Genomic DNA, 17642 nt, shown 5'->3' with positions numbered 1-17642 from the left:
GCATTTACACCAATTGGTGTGGAACGCGCGCCGGACAAGATCGAGACGGGGGGCGGAGAGGGCGACCAGGGACGGCCCCTCGGCGCCGCATTCCTTTCGGTAGGTTCGGCCAATTCCCCGGCCCGTAGCTTGCGCGCCTATTTGCGTCGGCGCATGGAACAGCCAATCACTGCCACCGAAGCCGAGCCTCGCTTTTCCGGTGCGGTCCGCGTGCTCCTCGGCGTGGTGCTCGCGGTCGGCAGCTGGGCGGTCGTGCTCGGCGGCGCCTGGCTCGCGATCCGCTATCTGACGCATTGAGCTAGGCGACGGCGGCACGCACGTCCTCCCTTCCCGTCTGGATCAGGCGCAGCCAATCGTCCTCGATCCTGAGCGCGGTCAATATCCCGCTGCGATAGGCGCCGGTATCGATCCCGATCCGGTTGCCGGGCCATTGCACTTCGTCGGCGATGCTATGGCCGTGGACAACGATCTTCTCGAACCGCTCGGTCGACGCGGTGAACTCGGCGCCGATCCACAGCACGTCGACTTCTTCCTGCTCGGTAAGCGGCCGGCCGGGTCGGACACCGGCATGGACGAAGACATAGTCGCCCAGCGTCAGCATCGGCAACGCCTGCTGGAGGCAGAGCAGGTGTGCGGCCGGCATCCGCTGGAGCAGCGCGTCGCGCGCGGCGATCAGGGCGTCGGTCGGCGCACCAGGGCCCGGCGGCTCGACCCCGTAGCAGCGCAGCGTCGCGTCGCCACCGAACAGCAGCCATTCGCCGGCCTCGGCGGGATGGTCGATGAACGCGATCATCGCCCGCTCGTGATTGCCCATCAGCAGGCGCATCTCGAAGCGGTGCTGGCGCTGCAGCCAGGTCACCGCCTCGACCACCTGCGCCGAATGCGGGCCGCGGTCGATCAGGTCGCCGAGCAGGATGATGATCGGCCGGCGGCCCCGCGCGGTCGCCGCGGCGTCGGCGACGATCCGGGCGAGCAGGTCACGCAGCAACAAATAGCTGCCGTGGATGTCGCCGATCGCATAGACGAGCTGTCCGGCGATCTTCGCCGTGGCGGCGGTGCGCAGCGCGGGCGGGCGATAGGATGCCGCCGTCATCGGATGCGATCCGCCGCGCGGCCATGGATCGACAGGCGCTCGAGGTCGCCGGCCAGCTCTCGATAGCCTTCCAGGACGCCCTTCGGATCGCGCGCGGCGCGGTTGCGCAGGCGGGTCCAGTGACGCTGATGCTCGACGAGGAAGCGGCGCTCGACACCCTGGTGGATGGCTTCGGCATAGGCGCGGCGCAGCCGGCGATCGGCGGCCAATATGTCGGAGCGCATGCACCAGGCCTGTTCGAGGCGGTCGCCTTCGCATTCGGCGGGCCGTCTTGCGGCTTCGGTGGTCTTCCTCGTTCTTTCCCTGGCGGCGGGGCGGGGTGGCGTGGAGGTCTCCTGCCGTTCGGCACGCGTTTCCTCACGGTCGTTGCCGGATGGAAGCGAAGGCGCCGTCGCCTTCGCGATCGCCTGTGGTGCCGGCATGGCTGGGGGAGGCCGTTCGAACGGGTTTTCGGCGACCCCGGTCGCCGGCGCCAGGGTGGGCGGCGGTGCCACCTGGTCGCGGAGATCGGCAAAGCGCAGGCCACCGGTGCCCGCGACCCCGATCAGCAGGCCCGCGGCCGCGGCGGCGAGCAGCGGGCCCGCAGCCGTCCGCCGCCCGGCGGCGGGCGCCAGGGGAGTGGTCGCGCCCTTGACCGCCATCGCGATCGTGCGCGGGGGCGGAGCGTCTCCGGCTTCGAGCTCGCCGAAGATCGCGGCCATGTCGTGGCGGACGTCGGCCAGCAGCAGGCGGGCCGGCGGCTGGCGCACCGGATCGGGCGGTGGGGCGCTGTCGACGATCATGGGACGCATACTCCTTCGCGTTCGCACCGGACGGCGCGGCGGCACCTTTTCCTGCGCAATGCCTCGCAAGGCGGGCGAAGCTGGTCGCGTCCGGCTGGAAAAGCGAGATACGATGCGACCAGCGGCCCTGCGGCCATGGCAGGCGGACGATCCCGACCCGTCTCTACCGCGACCGGCCGAGGTGTCCGGGCGGTGAAATGGTCTAAAGCCGTGTCGAGCTGAAAGTAGTTACCAAGGTCATGCCGCCCGAATCCGCGATGATGGCGATCATTGTCGTGACCTGTCGGATGCAGGGTAAAAATGCTGTCTATGATACCGGATATGATCCGAAACGATAAAGCGAACCATTCTATCGCTGAACTGATGGTTTCGAGAACGAAATCTACAAATTTGAAATGGAAATGGACGAAGTTATTTGCTGTAACTGGTCCCAGGGTGGCGGAATGATCGCGGAGACGAATCGGTCTCCCGCGCTCACTATGACGAGGGGCTCTGCTGCATAGCAACATTCCATCGCCCGGGATGGCGGCGATGCCTTGGAAAATCCCAGCTTCATTCTTTGGCCTTGTGCGGCTGACCTGCGTCATCCCTATGAGTCCATCCGGTTTCCGTCGAATGGATGCTAGGGAGATCAAGTCCATGTGAAGTGGTGATAATATAAAAGCCATAAGGCATTACTCCGGTAAATCCGGTGCCACCCCTGACCGTGGTTAAATATAAAAAATGAATTGTTGCGATCTCGTCATGAAACGGATCGATATTGGAGGCTGCTTTAAGATCGTGGGGATGTCAACTGGTTGCGTTGCACAAATTCCAGTTGACGGGTCGGTCGGTTCATGATCCTATTTGGACGTTACCAAACCGATCCAAGGTTTGTCCTGACCTGAAGTTACTCGGGGATGTGCCGGCGGCGTTTTCGGATGAAGTCCGAAAAGGCGCCGGTCGATCGACTGTGCCGGGGGGCACCGGAGGCTCGCGCCTCTGGCAGTGGCTTATCTGGAAAGGAAGTGTCTATGCGTATCCTCGTCACCGGCAATATGGGCTATGTCGGCCCGGCCGTCGTCCGGCATTTCCGCGAGGTCTTTCCGACCGCGATGATCGACGGCTTCGACAATGGCTATTTTGCCCATTGCCTGACCGGCGCCACCGAGCTGCCCGAGCGCAAGCTGGATCGCCAGTTCTTCGGCGATGTCCGCGACCTCGATGAAGGCACGCTCAAGGGCTATGACGCGGTCGTCCATCTCGCCGCCGTCTCGAACGATCCTATGGGCAGCCGCTTCGCTGCGGTCACGCGCGCGATCAACCAGGATGCCTCGGCGCGGATCGGCCGGCTCGCCGCGGCGGCGGGTGTCCGGAACTTCGTCTTCGCGTCGAGTTGCAGCGTCTATGGCGTGGCCGAGGGCGGCCCGCGCCGCGAGGGCGATCCGCTGAACCCCGTCACCGACTATGCGGCATCGAAGATCGGCACGGAGCGCGAGCTGGAGGCGATCGACGGTGGCATGGTCGTCACCTGCCTGCGCTTCGCCACCGCCTGCGGCATGTCCGACCGGCTGCGGCTCGACCTCGTCCTCAACGATTTCGTCGCCTGTGCCCTGACCAGTGGCCAGATCACGGTGCTGAGCGACGGCACGCCCTGGCGCCCGCTGATCGACACCGCCGACATGGCGCGCGCGATCGAATGGGGGGCGACCCGTCCGGCGGACAATGGCGGTCGCTTCCTGGTCGTCAATGCCGGTATCGACAGCGCCAATTACCAGGTGCGCGATCTGGCCGGCGCGGTGGCCGCCGCACTGCCGGGGACGAGCGTCAGCATCAACACCGATGCACCGGCCGACAGCCGCTCGTACCAGGTGGATTTCGGCGCGTTCGCCCGGCTCGCCCCGCAGCATATGCCGCAGGTCACGCTGTCGCGGTCTATCGAGGAGCTGATCGCCGGGATGCGCCGGATGGGGTTCGCCGATCCAGATTTCCGTGCCTCGCCACTGATCCGGCTGCGAGTGCTGCAGGACCATATCGCCAGCGGTCGCCTGTCGGAGGCGCTGAGCTGGCTGTCGCCGTCCGATCCCGCCGCCATCGCGGCCTGATCGCGGAGGATGGCGGAATGAGGAAGATCGCCCTGCTGGCGGGTGGCTTCGGCACGCGCCTGAGCGAGGAGACGACCATCCGGCCGAAGCCGATGGTCGAGATCGGCGGCCGTCCGATCATGTGGCACATCATGAAGATCTATGCCCATTACGGCTATAAGGACTTCGTGGTGATCGGCGGCTACAAGGTCGAATATATCCGCGACTATTTCCTGAACTATCGCAGCCGCGCGAGCGATTTCACGATCGACCTGAAATCGGGCGACGTCGACTGGCTCGAGGCGATCGGGGAGGATTGGCGCGTCACCATCGTCGACACCGGCCACGATACGTTGACCGGCGGGCGTCTGTTGCGGGCGCGCCACCTGCTCGAGGGCGGGCGCTTCGGCCTCACCTATGGCGACGGTGTCAGCAATGTCGATATTCCGGCGGTGGTCGCCGCGCACGAGGCGGCGGGCGCCTGGTGCACGCTGACCGCGGTGACGCAACCGGGCCGCTACGGCGCGCTCCGGATCGACGAGGATGGGGGCAGGGTGCAGGGTTTCCGCGAGAAGGGGGCGGCCGACGGCGGCCTGATCAACGGCGGCTTCTTCGTCTGCGAGCCCGAGCTGCTCGACCTGATCGACGGCGATCACACCACCTTCGAAGCCGAGCCGATGGAGCGGCTGATCGAGCGCGGCAAGCTCGCCAGCTATCATCATGATGGCTTCTGGCAGAGCATGGACTCGCTGCGCGACAAGCATCTGCTCGAGGAATTGTGGGCCAATGGAGCCCCCTGGAAGGTCTGGTAGGCTGCGATGGGAGACTATCGATGATCCTGGTCGACACGGCGCTGCGGCGTCGCGAGGAAGAGGGGCGGCCGATACGCGTCGGCATCGTCGGCGCCGGGTTCCAGGGTGCCGCGATCGTCCGCCAGATCATGACGGTGACGCCGGGCATGACGGTGGCGGCGCTCGCCAACCGCAATATCGGGCCCGCCGTCGCGGCGTTCGACGCGCTCGGGATCGCGCCGCGCCGCTGCGACTCCCGGCTTGCCGTCGAGGCCGCGATCGCCGCCGGTCAGCCCGCCGTCACCGAGGACGCGATCGGCCTGGCCGAGGCCGACGGCATCGACGTCGTCGTCGAGGTGACTGGATCGATCGAGCATGCCGCCGCGGTGATCGTCGCCGCGATCCGCGCGGGCAAGCACGTCGTCCAGATGAACGCCGAGGTCGACGGCACCGTCGGCCCGATCCTCAAGCGCAAGGCCGATGCCGCGGGACTGGTCTACAGCTTCTCCGACGGCGACCAGCCGGGCGTGCAGATGAACCTGTTCCGCTTTGTCGCGGGGATCGGCGTGAAGCCGGTGCTGTGCGGCAACATCAAGGGCCTGCACGACCCGAAGCGCAATCCGACCACGCAGCGCGCCTTTGCCGAAAAATGGGGGCAGAAGCCGGCGATGGTCGCGTCCTTCGCGGACGGCACCAAGATTTCCTACGAACAAGCGATCGTCGCCAACGGCACGGGCTTTTCCGTCGCCCGTCGCGGGATGATCGGGCCAGACTTCTCCGGCGGGAATCCGACAGCCCCCCTGGTCCCGCTGGAGGAGACCGTTGCGGCCTTCGCGGATGCGCTCGACGGCGCGTCCGCGGGCCTGGTCGATTACGTGGTCGGCGCCCGGCCGGGGCCGGGCGTGTTCGTGCTGGGGACGCATGATGATCCCCGGCAGCAGCATTTCCTGAACCTCTACAAGCTGGGAACGGGCCCCTATTACTGCTTCTACACCCCCTATCATCTCTGCCATTTCGAGGTGCCAACCTCGATCGCGCGGGCAGCGCTGTTCGATGATGCGGTGCTGGCGCCGCAAGGCGCGCCGCGGGTCGGCGTGATCGCGATGGCCAAGAAGCTGCTCCAGCCCGGCGAGGTGATCGGCGAGCTCGGCGGCTACGAGGCCTATGGCGTCGCCGAGAATGCCGACGTCATCGAGCGCGACCGGCTGCTGCCGCTCGGTCTTGCGCTCGGCTGCACGCTGGTGCGACCGGTGGCCGAGGACCAGCCGATCGGCCGGGATGACGTCGCGGTGCCTCCGGGGCGCCTGATCGACCGGCTCTATGCCGAGCAGCAGGAGCATTTCGCCGATAAGCTGCGGGCGGCCTGAGGGAGCTTCCATGATCTTCCACGAAACGACGCTGAAGGACGCCTGGCTGATCGACGTCGAACCGCGCGGCGACGAGCGGGGCATGTTCGCGCGCACCTTCTGCCGCCAGGAATTCGAGGCGCATGGCCTGCTGACCGACTTCGTCCAGCAGAACATGTCGGTGTCGGCGCAGGCGGGCACGATCCGCGGCATGCACTATCAGCGACCGCCCCATACCGAGGCGAAGCTGGTCCGTTGCGTGCGCGGCCGGATCCTCGACGTGATCGTCGACATGCGTAGCGGATCGCCGACCTATCTGAAGCATGAGGGGTTCGAGCTGTCGGCCGACAACCGGCGTCAGCTCTACGTACCGCCCGGGTTTGCGCACAGCTTCCAGACGCTCGTCGACGATATCGAGGTCAGCTATCTGGTCACCGCGCCCTATACGCCCGAGGCGGAGGGCGGAGTGCGCTACAGCGACCCGCTGCTCGCGATAAGCTGGCCGCTGCCCGTCACGACGATATCCGACAAGGACGCCAACTGGCCGTTGATCGACCTGTCGGCGGATTCGGTATTCTGATCGCCGCGCCTCGCCGCCGGGCGGGCGCCGCGGCCGGCTCAGGCCGCGGTCTGCTGCAGCAGCTTGTCGGCGACAATCATGAAGGATTGCCATCCCGACATGTCGACCGGCGCATCGGCCGACTCGATCACCGGGCGGAACAGCATGCCCGACAGCGTACCGGCCGCGACGATCCGCGCCTTTTCGAACCGGCCCGAGAGGAGGAGCTGGAGCGCCAGCTTGCCCTGTCGAGCCACATGGCGGATGAAGGCGCCCTTCGACTGGTAACGGCGGACGTTATAGGCCTGGTTGCGCAGGAAGTAATAATGATAGCCGATCCGCGTCGGGTTGACCTCGGTACGGATGTCGAGCTTTCCGTCGAGCTGGCGGACGTGGACGGCCTTGCTGTCGCCGACCAGGTAGCCGGGCCGTTCGCGGGTGATCCGCGTCGTATATTCGGTATCCTCGCCCCATATGAACATCGACGCGATCGGCAGGCCGAACTGGTCGAGCGTCGCACGCGGCATCAGGATCGATACGAAGGTCGCGCGCCGCACCGGCACCAGGCAATGTTCGAGCAGCTCGGGCCAGTTCTGGTAGGACAGGCTGTTGCGGCTCAGGTCGATGTCGGGGACGTTGGTGACGATCCCGCCCGGCGTTCGTGCCGTCGACACCACGAAGGGCGGGTCGATCTCCCGCGCGCGCAGCAGCCGGTCGGCGTCGAGCAGCTTTTCCAGGGCGTCGGAATCCGGGATGACGTCGTCGTCCATCACCCAGATCCCATCGGCCTGGGCTCGATAGGCCATCCGGATGCCGGTGTTGAAGCCGCCTGCTGCGCCTATATTCTTCGGCAGGATATGGAGTTCGATCCGCTCCGCCCAGTTGCGGGCCAGCATCTCGGCGGTGCCGTCGCTGCTGCCGTTGTCGATGACGATGATCCGTTCGACCGGGACGGTCTGGGCCTGGATCGCCTTCAGGCATTCCTCGACCAAGTCTTTCCGGTTGTAGGTCAGAACCACAGCGGAAACGGTGCGCATAGCGCCTCCTGTGTTACGCATACAATCCCCGTAAAATCCCCTAGCACAGAGTGGCCGGGGAGGCAAAGCATCTTAACAAAGTGTTTCAGTAATGTAGCAGTACATGAATAGATTGTGATGGAAGTCACATATGAGGATTATTGACGCGCTTGTCGTTGGTGCTGGCGTTATAGGGCTATCTGTTGGCCGGAAACTTTCTATTTCCGGTCATGAAACGATCATTATTGACGGAGAGGAAGCGTTCGGCACGTGGACAAGTGCACGGAATAGTGAAGTTATCCACGCTGGAATCTACTATCCGGCAGGCTCGTTGAAGGCCGGGCTGTGTACGCGGGGACGCGAGCTGCTCTATCGTTATTGCTCGGATCGGGGGATTCCGCACCGGCGGACCGGCAAGATCATCTTTGCCGCGGATACCGCGCAGGCGGTTCGACTGGACGTGATCATGGCGGCGGCGGAGGCGGCGGGAGTCGGCGACCTGCGCCGGCTGGGCGCGCGCGAGGCCGCGGCGCTGGAGCCCGAGCTGCACTGCCATGAGGCTCTGCTCTCGCCATCGACCGGGATCGTCGACTCCCACGGATTGATGACCGCGCTGCTCGGCGAGGCTTCCGCGCACGGCGCGATCTTCGCGGCGCGGTCGAAGGCGACCCGGCTGACGCGGCGGAGCGACGGCTGGGGCCTCCACATCGATGGCGAGGCGGAGCCCACGCTGGTCGCGCGAAACGTCGTCAATGCCGGCGGGCTTGCCGCGCACCGGCTCGCCCGCGCGACCGAGGGGCTGGCGGCCGAGCATATCCCCGACATCCGTTATGCACGCGGCGTCTATTTCACCTATGCCGGGAAGGTGCCGTTCCGCCATCTGGTCTATCCGGTGCCGGTGCCTGGCGGGCTGGGCACCCATCTGACGCTCGACATGGCAGGGATGGCGCGGTTCGGCCCCGACGTCGAATGGATCGACGCGATCGACTATGGCGTCGATCCGGCGCGCGGAGCGCGGTTCCTGGCGGCGGCGCGGCTGATCTGGTCTGGAATCGACCCGGACAAGCTCCGGCCGGGCTATGCCGGCATCCGGCCCAAGATCGGCGGTCCCGACGATCCCGTCGCGGACTTCCGGATCGACGGCCCCGAGCGACATGGCCTGCCGGGTCTGGTCAACCTGTTCGGGATCGAGTCCCCCGGTCTCACTGCCTCGCTCGCCATCGCCGAGCTCGTCGCGGCCCGTCTGGGGATGGGGAAGCCTGAGCGCTGATCAGCGGCGGGGCGCCGATGCTTTCCGCACCGCACAAACCGATGCTGTCCCGCGCGGCGCAACGCTTCGCCCTGCGGTGATACCGCTTTGCAGCATGGCCAATTACACAGGGGGAATAATCCAATAGCTTCAGCCTATTGGGTGCGGCGTAGGGGTGCGCTGCGGGGTCATGGACAGGGGATATGGAGTGTCCCGGCGATGGAATATCGCTCTTTTGCCGACCTTGCCGCCACCATTGCGCGGAACAGCTATCGCTTGCCGGCGGACATCGATCTGATCGTCGGGGTACCGCGCAGCGGCATGCTCGCGGCAAATATGCTCGCTACCCATCTCAACCTGCCCTTCCTCGATCTGGAGAGCTTCGTCGCCGGGCTCGACCCCTATGTCGGCCGGACCGTCCGGCCGACGATGCGGGTCGACGGATCGGCGGCGCCGGCACGGGTGCTCGTCGTCGACGACAGCATCCTGTCGGGAGAGTCGATGGTCGAGGTGCGGAACCGGCTGGCGGCGGCGCGGCCCGGCGCCGACATCACCTATTGCGCGGTCTATGCGGCGCGCGAGGACCATCCTGAGATCGACGTCTGGCTGGAGATCGTCGGCCACCCGCGCATCTTCCAGTGGAACCTGATGCGGCATCGGCGGCTGGGCGACGCCTGCTTCGATATCGACGGGGTGCTCTGCCACGATCCTGCCGAGGACGAGAATGACGACGGCGAACGCTATGGTCGCTTTCTGGTCAACGCGAGGCCGCTTCATCTGCCAGGAGTCCCGATCAAGCATCTGGTGACGAGCCGGCTGGAGAAATATCGTGCCCAGACCGAGCAATGGCTGCGCGCGCACGGCGTCGACTATGAGCGGCTGTGGATGCTCGACCTGCCCTCGGCCGAGGAACGGCGACGGCTGAAGATGCATGCGGTTCACAAGGCGCGGGTCTATCGCAAGACCAATGCCTGTCTGTTCGTCGAAAGCGAGGATCGCCAGGCGGTCGAGATCGCCGATCTCAGCGGCCGCCCCGTGCTGAGCATCGAGACGCAACGGATCGTCTGGCCGCAGCATCAGGTCGATGCCGCGCGCGAACGCTTCCGGCGGGAAAAGTCGCTGCCCGACACGATGGGGCATGGCATGCGGCAGGCGGTGCTGCGGGCGCTCCGCAGTACGCCGATCGGTACCGCATTCGTCCGCAAGCTCCGCTCCCTGATGGTCTGAGGCCGGGTTTCCCGGTCCTCGATTCGCGCCAGCCCGCCTGCCGCGAAGCTGCGACGCAGCATCCTCGCGGGCACCAAGGGCAGGGCACTGCCGGAAATGGGTGCCAACGGGTGCGGAACGGCCTCGCGATCCCCACGGCCCATCGTACCGCGTCCGCAATGGGCGGTGGTGCTGCCCGCTCCTCGGCGAACCGGTGCCGGCGAGTAATGGCGGATAGGGGATTTTACGGAGGAAGATGATCCGCCAGCGGCGATGACCAAATGATAGGCTGGTCGGCCGGGGAAAGTCGATCTGTTCAAGAGGATCAATTAACCAAAGTTAAAATCCATGTAATTTCTCGATCAAATCTGACATCGTGACGATATGTCGTTAAAATCTTCAAGCTTATCTTTAATGAAGATCGCAAAATCTTTGTAAAATATAATGAAGATTATCTGTAAAAAAGGATGATTGTGTTTGGTTCGGACTATGATGAATGGTCGATGAACCGTGAAAGTGCTTAAGTAAACTTTGCTGCGTTATTGACAGATTTCGATGCGGGGAACAGTCTTTCGGTCGACCGGCTATGGGGCGGCTGGCTCACATGGCCGGTCTTTTTGCGTTCATGGGAGGTTGTAATGCCCAAAGCCGAATATGAGACACCCGAACTGATCGATGCGGGCCTGTTCGAGGAGATCACCGAAGGCGGAGCGAACGGTTCGGTCCTCGACGCCAGCTTCTCCGCAGGAACCCCGGTTTCCGACCTGACCTTTTCCTGATCGGAGACGCGACGAACTGGCCAGCTGCGGGACACCGCAGTTGGCCATCTTCGTCCGTCTCCCGTCCTTGAAGATCCTGTCGGGGAACAGATGCCGATCAATCCGTCTTCGCTCGTCACGCCCGGTGGCGACGTGGTTCATTGCGATCTCGATGGTGGTGCCGTCCTGCTCAATCTGCGGACGCGGCGCTATTTCAAGCTTAACCGGGTGAGCGCCCATGTCTGGAGCCGGCTCGGCGACCATGCCGAGGTCGGCGCGTTGCGCCGGTCGGTTCTCGAGACCTTCGATGTCGATCCCGATCGCTGCACGCGCGACCTCGATACCCTGCTGGAGGCGATGCGCGCGGCCGGCCTGGTCGAGATCGGGGTCGATGCCTGGACCGGGCATGCTCCGGCTGCGTAGGCGCGCCGCACTCGCGTGGCGGCATGGGCGCCTGCTCGCGCAATGCCTCGCGGTCGTGGCCGCCATCCGCATCGGTCTCGCCCTGTTTGGTTACCGCACCGTGCTCGATCATATCGCGAAGGCGGCGCCCGCGCGCCCGTCCGGCACGCACGCGCATCTCCACATATGGTGCGTGAAGCATTGCTCGCGGATCGTGCCGGGGGCGACCTGCCTCACCCAGGCGCTCGCCCTCCATTATCTCCGCGCTCGTGCCGGTCATCCGACCCGCGTCCGGATCGGCGTCCGCCAGCGTGAGGACGGGCGGATCGCCGCGCATGCCTGGCTGGTCGACGGCGACGTCGTGCTGATCGGCGGACAGGATGAGCAACTCGCTCGCTTCACGCCGCTCATCGATCTGCAGGCCGGCCTGCGATGAGCTGTTTCGCGGCCTTGTTCCGCCGCGACGGCGCCCCCATGGCCGAAGCCCTGCCTGATCGTGCCGAGGCTGCGTTGCGCGCCCGTGGGCCCTGCCACTGGCGGCGGGGCCGCACCTGGGCAATGGCGGCCTCCGGGCCGATCGCAGGGGCTGGTGACGCGACGATGCTCGTCGCGGCCGATGCGCGGCTCGACAATCGCCGCGACCTGATCGCGGCGCTGCGGCTCCATCCGGGATCGTCCGATGCCGACGTCATCCTTGCCGCCTATCGCCGCTGGGACGGCGATTGCGTCCGCCGTCTGGCCGGCGACTTCGCCTTCGTGATCCGCGACGAACGGCGGGGCTCGATCTTCTGCGCACGCGACCATTTCGGTATCCGCCCCTTCTATTATGCGCTTGCTGACCGGCTGTTCGCCGCGGCGGGCATTACCCGCTTCCTGACCGCGCTTCCCGCGGTTGGCGACGCGATCGACGAACAGGGCCTCGCCGACCTGCTGGCCGGCGGCTATGCCGACGGCGCGATCACCCTGCACCACGGCATCCGCCGCTTGCCGCCCGGCCACAGCCTGACGCTGACGGAGGCCGGCGCGCGGATCGCGCGCTATTGGCATCCACAGGAGGTGCCGGTCGAGGAGCGCGCCGACGCGGCCGAGGGGTTCCGCGCCCTCTTCGCCGAGGCGGTCGCCCGTCGCCGCGCGCGGGGCGACGGCGTCGGGGTGATGCTGAGCGGCGGGCTCGATTCCTCGTCGGTCGCCGTCCAGGCGGCGCAAGGCGTGCGACCGATGCCGAGCCTGTCGATGATGCTGGACGACACGCCCGGCTGGAACGAGCGGCCATTCATCGAGACGGTTCTCGGCCAAGGAGGCTTCGACCCGCGCTTCATCGATGCCGCCGATCACGACCCGGTTGCCGAGCTGCCCGAGTTGATCGACGAGCAGGAGGGGCCCTTCGTCGCCTATAATGCCAGCCTGTCGCGCCGCCTCTACCGCCGGGCGCGGGCGGCGGGCCTGACCCGCTTGCTCGATGGCCATGGCGGCGACGAGGTCGTGTCGCACGGGCTGGGGCGTCTCAACGAGCTTGCGGCGCGGGGCGACTGGCGGCGGCTCTGGCGGGAGAGTGCCGGGATCGCGGGCCTTTACGGGGTCGGCCGCTGGTCGATCCTGTCCCCTTATCTGAGCCACAACCGCTTTGTCCGCTTCGCACGCGGGCGCCGGGCGCGGATCCAGGCCCGGCTTGGATGGGGCGGGCCGGCGGAAGCCGCCGGATACGCGCTGGTCGAACCCGGCCTTGCCGCGCGGGTCGACCTTGCCGACCGCCATGCCGACCGCTCGATCAAGGGCTCGGCGCGCCACTGCGAGCGCGACGTCCATGTCGAACTGCTGACCGCGCCGCAGCAAGGCTACGCCTTCGAGGTGCTCGACCGGATGGGCGCTGCGGCCGGGGTCGCCGCCCTCTATCCCTTCTACGACCTGCGTCTGGTCGAATATTGCCTGTCGCTGCCGTCGCACCACAAGTTGAACGATGGCCTGCCCCGCTATGTCCTGCGGCAGGCCATGGCCGGGCTGTTGCCGGATCCGGTGCGGCTGCGGCCCGACAAATATGATTTCGCGCCCGCGCTCGCCGATGCGCTGCTGCGCCGGCGCGCGGCCCTCGCCGACCTGGCAGGTCGCGACAGGGCAGGGATCGGCCGCTTCGTCGATATGGACGTCGCGCGGAATGCGATCGGTCGGCTGCTCGACCAGGGGCGGGCGGTCGACGGCGCGTCGCTGTTCGCGGCCTGGCGGGTGTTGATGCTGGCGGTCTGGCTCGACCACCGCGAACGGGTTTCGGGGAGCTGGACCGACATCGCCGAAAGGGAGGCCGCCGCGTGAGGAAGCTCAGCCGCGAGGAGTTCGGCGAGGCGGCGACCCTTCAGGGGCCGCCCCCGACCGAATATTTCGCCTTCGGCTTGTCGATCCGTTCCGACATCCCGCTGCCCGAACTCTCGCCGTCCGAACTGACCGGCCGGGACGCCGACCTGTCGATCCGGTTAGAGCCCTGCGGTCGCCCGCTGCCGCCCGAAGCAAGCGGGGTGGTGATCGACCTCGATCCGGATGGCGGCCATTATCTCGCCTGGCCCGGTGTCGCCGCCTTCCGCTTCCACGGCCCCGCTCGGATCGATGTCGAGCCCTATCCCGGCATCTCGGCGGAACTGCTCGCCTTTCCGCTGCTGGGGCCGGTGTTCGGGTTGATGCTGCATATGCGGGGCGCGCTGGTGCTCCACGCCAGCGGGGTCGCGATCGGCGGCAGGAGCGCGGTGTTCGTCGGCGACAAGATGGCGGGCAAATCGACCACGGCGGGGGCGTTCGTCGAGGCCGGCCATCGCCTGCTGACCGACGACCTGCTGGCGATCGACCTGGTCGATCCGCTCGTGCCGCGCATCCTGCCCGCCTTCGCCCAGCTCAAGCTGTCCGAGGAAAGCTCGGCCGCGATCGACCTCGGCGACGCGGAGGCGCTGCCGCTGGCCCATGCCAGCCTGCCCAAGCGCCAGTTCCGGCTCGGCGGGGGATTCTCCCACCGGCAGGTGCGGCCCGACCATATCTTCGTCCTGCAACGCGGCGGCGAGGCGCCGATGGTCGAGCCGCTCGAAGGCTTCGATGCGCTTGGCGCCGTCATGCGCTTCTCCTACATCGCGCGCTTCGGGCGCGCGGTGCTGGCGGGAGCGGCGGAGGCCGAGCATCTACAACGCTGCGGCCGGCTCGCCCGTACCGCGCAGGTGTCGCGGCTCCATGTGCCGGTGGGCCTCGATCGGCTCGACGAAACGGTGGCCTTCGTCCACGCCTTGCTCGGCGAGCGTTGAGATGCAGGGCGCGGTCCGGATCGGGGGCAGGCGATGACGATCGGGCCGATAGCCGATTTCGCCGGCTTCGTCCTGCGGCGCAGCGGCGGCCGGGGAATGATGGCGCTCGTCCTGCTGTTGCTCGGCAGCCTCTCCGAAGGCGTCTCGATCCTGCTGCTGATCCCCTTGCTCCAGTTCGCGGGCGGGGCGGGCGGCGGCGTGCCGATGGCGGGCTTGCCGCTGGTCGGGCATCTGTTCGATCCGGCCACCAGGCTGAGCCTCGTGCCGCTGCTCGGCTGCTTCCTGGCTTTCGTCACCGCGCAGGCGGTCCTCACCCGGTTCAAGGCGGTCCATGTCGCGCGGATGATGCAACTCTGCGTCGACGCGATCCGGCTGCGGCTGTTCCGCGCGATCGGGGCCGCGCGCTGGACCCGCGTCGCGGCGACCCGTGCCGCCGACCTTCAGCAGGCGTTGACCGGCGACGTCGAACGGGTCCGCGCCGCCGTCTATAACCTGCTGCTGCTGTTGCAGGCGCTGGTCATGGTGGCGATCTATGCGGTGCTCGCCGCCGCGATCTCGCCGGTGATGACGCTGTTCGCGATCGGCGTCGGCAGTGTCGTACTGCTCGCGCTCTATCCGGTTCGCCGCCGGGCGACCCGCTTTGGCGAGACGCTCGGCGCTTCGCTTGCCGACCAGCAGCACATGATCTCCGAGTTCCTGGCCGGTATGAAGGTCGCCAAGGCGTTCAACGCCGAGGCGGGCTATGCCGCGCGGCTGGAGGCGATGCTCCGCGACGTACGCGAGGAGATGATCCGTTTCGCCCGCGCGACCGCCAACGGCACACTGCTGTTCCAGCTGGTCGGCGCGGTCGCGGCGGTCGGCTTCATCCATGTCTCGGTCGCGGTGCTCCACCTGCCGCTGGCGCGGATCGCGGTGCTGCTGTTCCTGTTCGTCCGGATCGGCCCGCGCTTCAACATGATCCAGGACTCGCTCCAGCAGCTCCTCTCGCACCTGCCTGCCTGGCAGGATTCGCGGCGGCTGATCGCGCGGTTCGAGGCCGACCGCGAGAAGGCCGAAGTCGCCGGGCTCGCCGCCATTCCCCCGCTGCGGCAGGAAATCCGGTTCGACCAGGTCGGCATGGACTATGGCGCAGGCCTCCCGGTGCTTCGTGACGTGAGCTTCGCCATTCCCGCCGGCCGGATCACCGCCATTGCCGGCCCCTCGGGCAGCGGCAAGACGACGCTTGCCGACATGGTGATGGGGCTGGTCGAGCCGAGCGCGGGCAGGGTGCTGCTCGATGGTCGGCCGCTCGCCCATTGCGGCCTGCGCGCCTGGCGCGATCGGGTCGCCTATGTCCCGCAGGACGGCTTTCTGCTCAACGACAGCATCGCCGCCAACCTCGCCGTCGCCGCGCCCGGTGCCGATCCGGCGCAGATGTGGGCGGCGCTGGAGGCGAGCGGCGCGGCCGGCTTCGTCGCGCGCATGCCGGCCGGGCTCGATACCGTCGTCGCCGATCGCGGCATCCGCCTGTCGGGCGGCGAACGCCAGCGCATCGCGCTCGCCCGGGCGCTGCTGCGCCGTCCCGACCTGCTGATCCTCGACGAGGCGACCAGCGCGCTCGACGAGGATAATGAGACGCTGATCATCCGCTCGCTCGAACGGCTGCGCGGGACGATGGCGATCCTCATCATCGCCCACCGCGCCCGGATCACCGCAATCGCCGACCAGGTCGTCCGGATCGAGCAGGGGCGCGTCCATATCTGCGGATCCGCCGATCTCGACGGCGTCGTCCCCTTTCCCCCGCAGCGGGCCGGCCGTGCGCCGGCTGCCTCCGTCACCAGGCCGGCGTCGCATGGCGAGTGAACCGCTCCCCGTCGGCGGTCTCGCGCCCGCGCTGGACGGCGCGTTCGATCGTCCGGTGACGACGGAGGCTGTCGCGACCGGGATCGATCGTCGGGCCGAGCATGTCCTGTTGCTGTCGCTGCTGGCGAGCGCGCTCGACGGAGTCGCACGGCCGCTGCCGCCGCGCGGCGACCGGTTCGACTGGGATGAATTGATCGGCATGGCGGCGCGCGGGCGGCTGCTCGTTCAGGTCCAGCACGGCCTGCTCGTCAGCGGGATCGCCGCGCCGCCGAAGGTCGGCGCCGCCGTCAAGGCGTTCCGTCAGCGGTCGCTGATGATCAACAGCGTCAACCTGTCGACCGTGCAGCGGGTGAGCGGCGCACTCGACGCGGCCTCCGTCGGTTTCGTCGTGCTCAAGGGGCCGCTGCTGCTCCGTGCGCTCTATGATGATTATTTCGCCCGGCCCTCATCGGACCTCGACCTGCTGGTCGACCGCCACGACTATGACCGCGCGGCGGAGGTGCTGCGCGCGCTTGGCTATGCACCGGCTGATCGCTGCGAGAGCCGCTGGTGGCTCCATTATCTGGGAGAGCAGCATTTCGTTCCGCCCGGCCGTTCGCTCGCCACCGTCGATCTCCACCACCGCGTCCAGCAGCCGGGTTGCCCGGCACCGCGTGAGCTGGCGTCCTATATCGGCAATGGCCGCCGCATGGCGCTCGGCAGCGCCGAGATCCCGGTGCTCTCGACGATCCACGCCTGCCTCCTTGCCGCGATCGGCTTCGTCAAGGCGGCCTTCCATCGCGAGCATTCGCTGCGCTATCTCGCCGATCTCGCGGCGCAGCTGCTTGCCATGTCCGACCAGGAGCGCCATGTGCTCGACGTCGTCGCGCGGGCGCAGGGCATTCGTCACCTTCTCGCCTTTGCCTGGGACTGCGCGGGGGCGCTGCTGCCCGTCGCGCTCCCGCCGGCGCCGGTCAGGCGGCCGATGCGGTCGCTCGACCCGGCGACGCTCGCCGCGATGAGCCTGTCCCCCGAGGACCCGGCGATCGCCTGGCCGAAGCGGCGGCGCCTGCTCTGGCACCTGTGCGACCCGATCGGGCCGTTCGGGCGGATCGGTACCTATGCAAGTGAGGCGGGCTTCGCCGCCGCTGCCGAGATCAGCCGCCTGACCTCACGCTAAAATGAATAGTACCGTGTCATTTCGGCTAGAATAAGTAGATTACCGAAAGTCATTTCGACCCTGGCGGGCTTTTAGGATTCGTAAACCGTCCGGCTTCATGG

Annotated in this window: 17 protein-coding genes; 14 read left to right on the top strand and 3 right to left on the bottom strand. The window is 67.1% G+C overall.

Annotated elements, in window-relative coordinates:
- The first annotated feature begins 153 nt into the window (after nt 1-153).
- The gene (locus tag B5X82_RS26765; RefSeq protein ID WP_176152524.1) at nt 154-297 is read left to right on the top strand and encodes a hypothetical protein; all 144 of its coding nucleotides are present in this window, start codon (nt 154-156) and stop codon (nt 295-297) included.
- Nucleotide 298: 1 nt separating this feature from the next.
- Here the strand turns inward: B5X82_RS26765 and B5X82_RS10055 are convergent, their stop codons facing one another.
- Both B5X82_RS10055 and B5X82_RS10050 read right to left on the bottom strand, forming a co-directional pair.
- Nucleotides 299-1093 carry a metallophosphoesterase gene (locus tag B5X82_RS10055; protein WP_079648031.1) on the bottom strand — a complete coding sequence of 265 codons (795 nt, stop codon included), beginning with the start codon at nt 1091-1093 and terminating at the stop codon, nt 299-301.
- On the bottom strand, nt 1090-1875 hold the full coding sequence (locus tag B5X82_RS10050) for a lysozyme inhibitor LprI family protein (protein ID WP_079648030.1): 786 nt from the start codon (nt 1873-1875) through the stop codon (nt 1090-1092). The genes B5X82_RS10055 and B5X82_RS10050 overlap by 4 nt, the downstream gene beginning before the upstream one ends.
- A gap of 1013 nt (nt 1876-2888) precedes the next feature.
- Here B5X82_RS10050 and B5X82_RS10045 point away from each other — a divergent pair.
- The 4 genes from B5X82_RS10045 to rfbC are packed head-to-tail and all read left to right on the top strand — an operon-like array spanning nt 2889 to nt 6655.
- On the top strand, nt 2889-3959 hold the full coding sequence (locus B5X82_RS10045; RefSeq protein ID WP_079648029.1) for an NAD-dependent epimerase/dehydratase family protein: 1071 nt from the start codon (nt 2889-2891) through the stop codon (nt 3957-3959).
- Nucleotides 3960-3976: 17 nt separating this feature from the next.
- Nucleotides 3977-4750 carry a glucose-1-phosphate cytidylyltransferase gene (gene rfbF, locus B5X82_RS10040; protein WP_079648028.1) on the top strand — a complete coding sequence of 258 codons (774 nt, stop codon included), beginning with the start codon at nt 3977-3979 and terminating at the stop codon, nt 4748-4750.
- Between the two features lie 20 nt (nt 4751-4770).
- Nucleotides 4771-6096 carry an NAD(P)H-dependent oxidoreductase gene (locus B5X82_RS10035; protein ID WP_079648027.1) on the top strand — a complete coding sequence of 442 codons (1326 nt, stop codon included), beginning with the start codon at nt 4771-4773 and terminating at the stop codon, nt 6094-6096.
- 10 nt (nt 6097-6106) lie between these two features.
- Nucleotides 6107-6655 (top strand): dTDP-4-dehydrorhamnose 3,5-epimerase, encoded by a 549-nt coding sequence (gene rfbC, locus B5X82_RS10030; protein ID WP_079648026.1) that lies wholly within the window; start codon nt 6107-6109, stop codon nt 6653-6655.
- Nucleotides 6656-6693: 38 nt separating this feature from the next.
- Here rfbC and B5X82_RS10025 read toward each other — a convergent pair whose 3' ends face one another.
- On the bottom strand, nt 6694-7671 hold the full coding sequence (locus B5X82_RS10025) for a glycosyltransferase family 2 protein (RefSeq protein WP_223811380.1): 978 nt from the start codon (nt 7669-7671) through the stop codon (nt 6694-6696).
- Nucleotides 7672-7801: 130 nt separating this feature from the next.
- On the opposite strand from B5X82_RS10025, the gene B5X82_RS10020 reads away from it, so the two are divergent.
- From B5X82_RS10020 to B5X82_RS09985, 9 genes are all read left to right on the top strand, one after another.
- Nucleotides 7802-8920: an NAD(P)/FAD-dependent oxidoreductase gene (locus B5X82_RS10020; protein ID WP_079648024.1), complete on the top strand. Its 1119-nt coding sequence runs from the start codon at nt 7802-7804 to the stop codon at nt 8918-8920.
- A gap of 198 nt (nt 8921-9118) precedes the next feature.
- On the top strand, nt 9119-10126 hold the full coding sequence (locus B5X82_RS10015) for a phosphoribosyltransferase family protein (protein WP_079648023.1): 1008 nt from the start codon (nt 9119-9121) through the stop codon (nt 10124-10126).
- Between the two features lie 617 nt (nt 10127-10743).
- Nucleotides 10744-10884 carry a lasso RiPP family leader peptide-containing protein gene (locus B5X82_RS26350; protein ID WP_125724813.1) on the top strand — a complete coding sequence of 47 codons (141 nt, stop codon included), beginning with the start codon at nt 10744-10746 and terminating at the stop codon, nt 10882-10884.
- 90 nt (nt 10885-10974) lie between these two features.
- On the top strand, nt 10975-11286 hold the full coding sequence (locus tag B5X82_RS10010; protein ID WP_079648022.1) for a PqqD family protein: 312 nt from the start codon (nt 10975-10977) through the stop codon (nt 11284-11286).
- The gene (locus tag B5X82_RS10005) at nt 11270-11701 is read left to right on the top strand and encodes a lasso peptide biosynthesis B2 protein (RefSeq protein WP_176152523.1); all 432 of its coding nucleotides are present in this window, start codon (nt 11270-11272) and stop codon (nt 11699-11701) included. Before B5X82_RS10010 ends, B5X82_RS10005 begins: the two co-directional genes overlap by 17 nt.
- Before the next feature lie 38 nt (nt 11702-11739).
- Nucleotides 11740-13572, top strand: a complete 1833-nt coding sequence (locus B5X82_RS10000) for an asparagine synthase-related protein (protein WP_176152522.1) — start codon at nt 11740-11742, stop codon at nt 13570-13572.
- A complete protein-coding gene (locus B5X82_RS09995; protein ID WP_079648019.1) occupies nt 13569-14540 on the top strand; it encodes a serine kinase in 972 nt (323 codons plus the stop codon). The genes B5X82_RS10000 and B5X82_RS09995 overlap by 4 nt, the downstream gene beginning before the upstream one ends.
- A 33-nt stretch (nt 14541-14573) precedes the next feature.
- Nucleotides 14574-16382: an ABC transporter ATP-binding protein gene (locus B5X82_RS09990; RefSeq protein ID WP_079648018.1), complete on the top strand. Its 1809-nt coding sequence runs from the start codon at nt 14574-14576 to the stop codon at nt 16380-16382.
- Nucleotides 16372-17541, top strand: coding sequence for a nucleotidyltransferase domain-containing protein (locus B5X82_RS09985; protein ID WP_079648017.1), 1170 nt, complete (start codon nt 16372-16374; stop codon nt 17539-17541). Before B5X82_RS09990 ends, B5X82_RS09985 begins: the two co-directional genes overlap by 11 nt.
- Nucleotides 17542-17642: the final 101 nt, after the last annotated feature.

This window comes from Rhizorhabdus histidinilytica, from assembly GCF_900167915.1.
Lineage (GTDB): Bacteria > Pseudomonadota > Alphaproteobacteria > Sphingomonadales > Sphingomonadaceae > Rhizorhabdus > Rhizorhabdus histidinilytica.
This window is presented reverse-complemented; position numbering and strand designations above follow the sequence as displayed.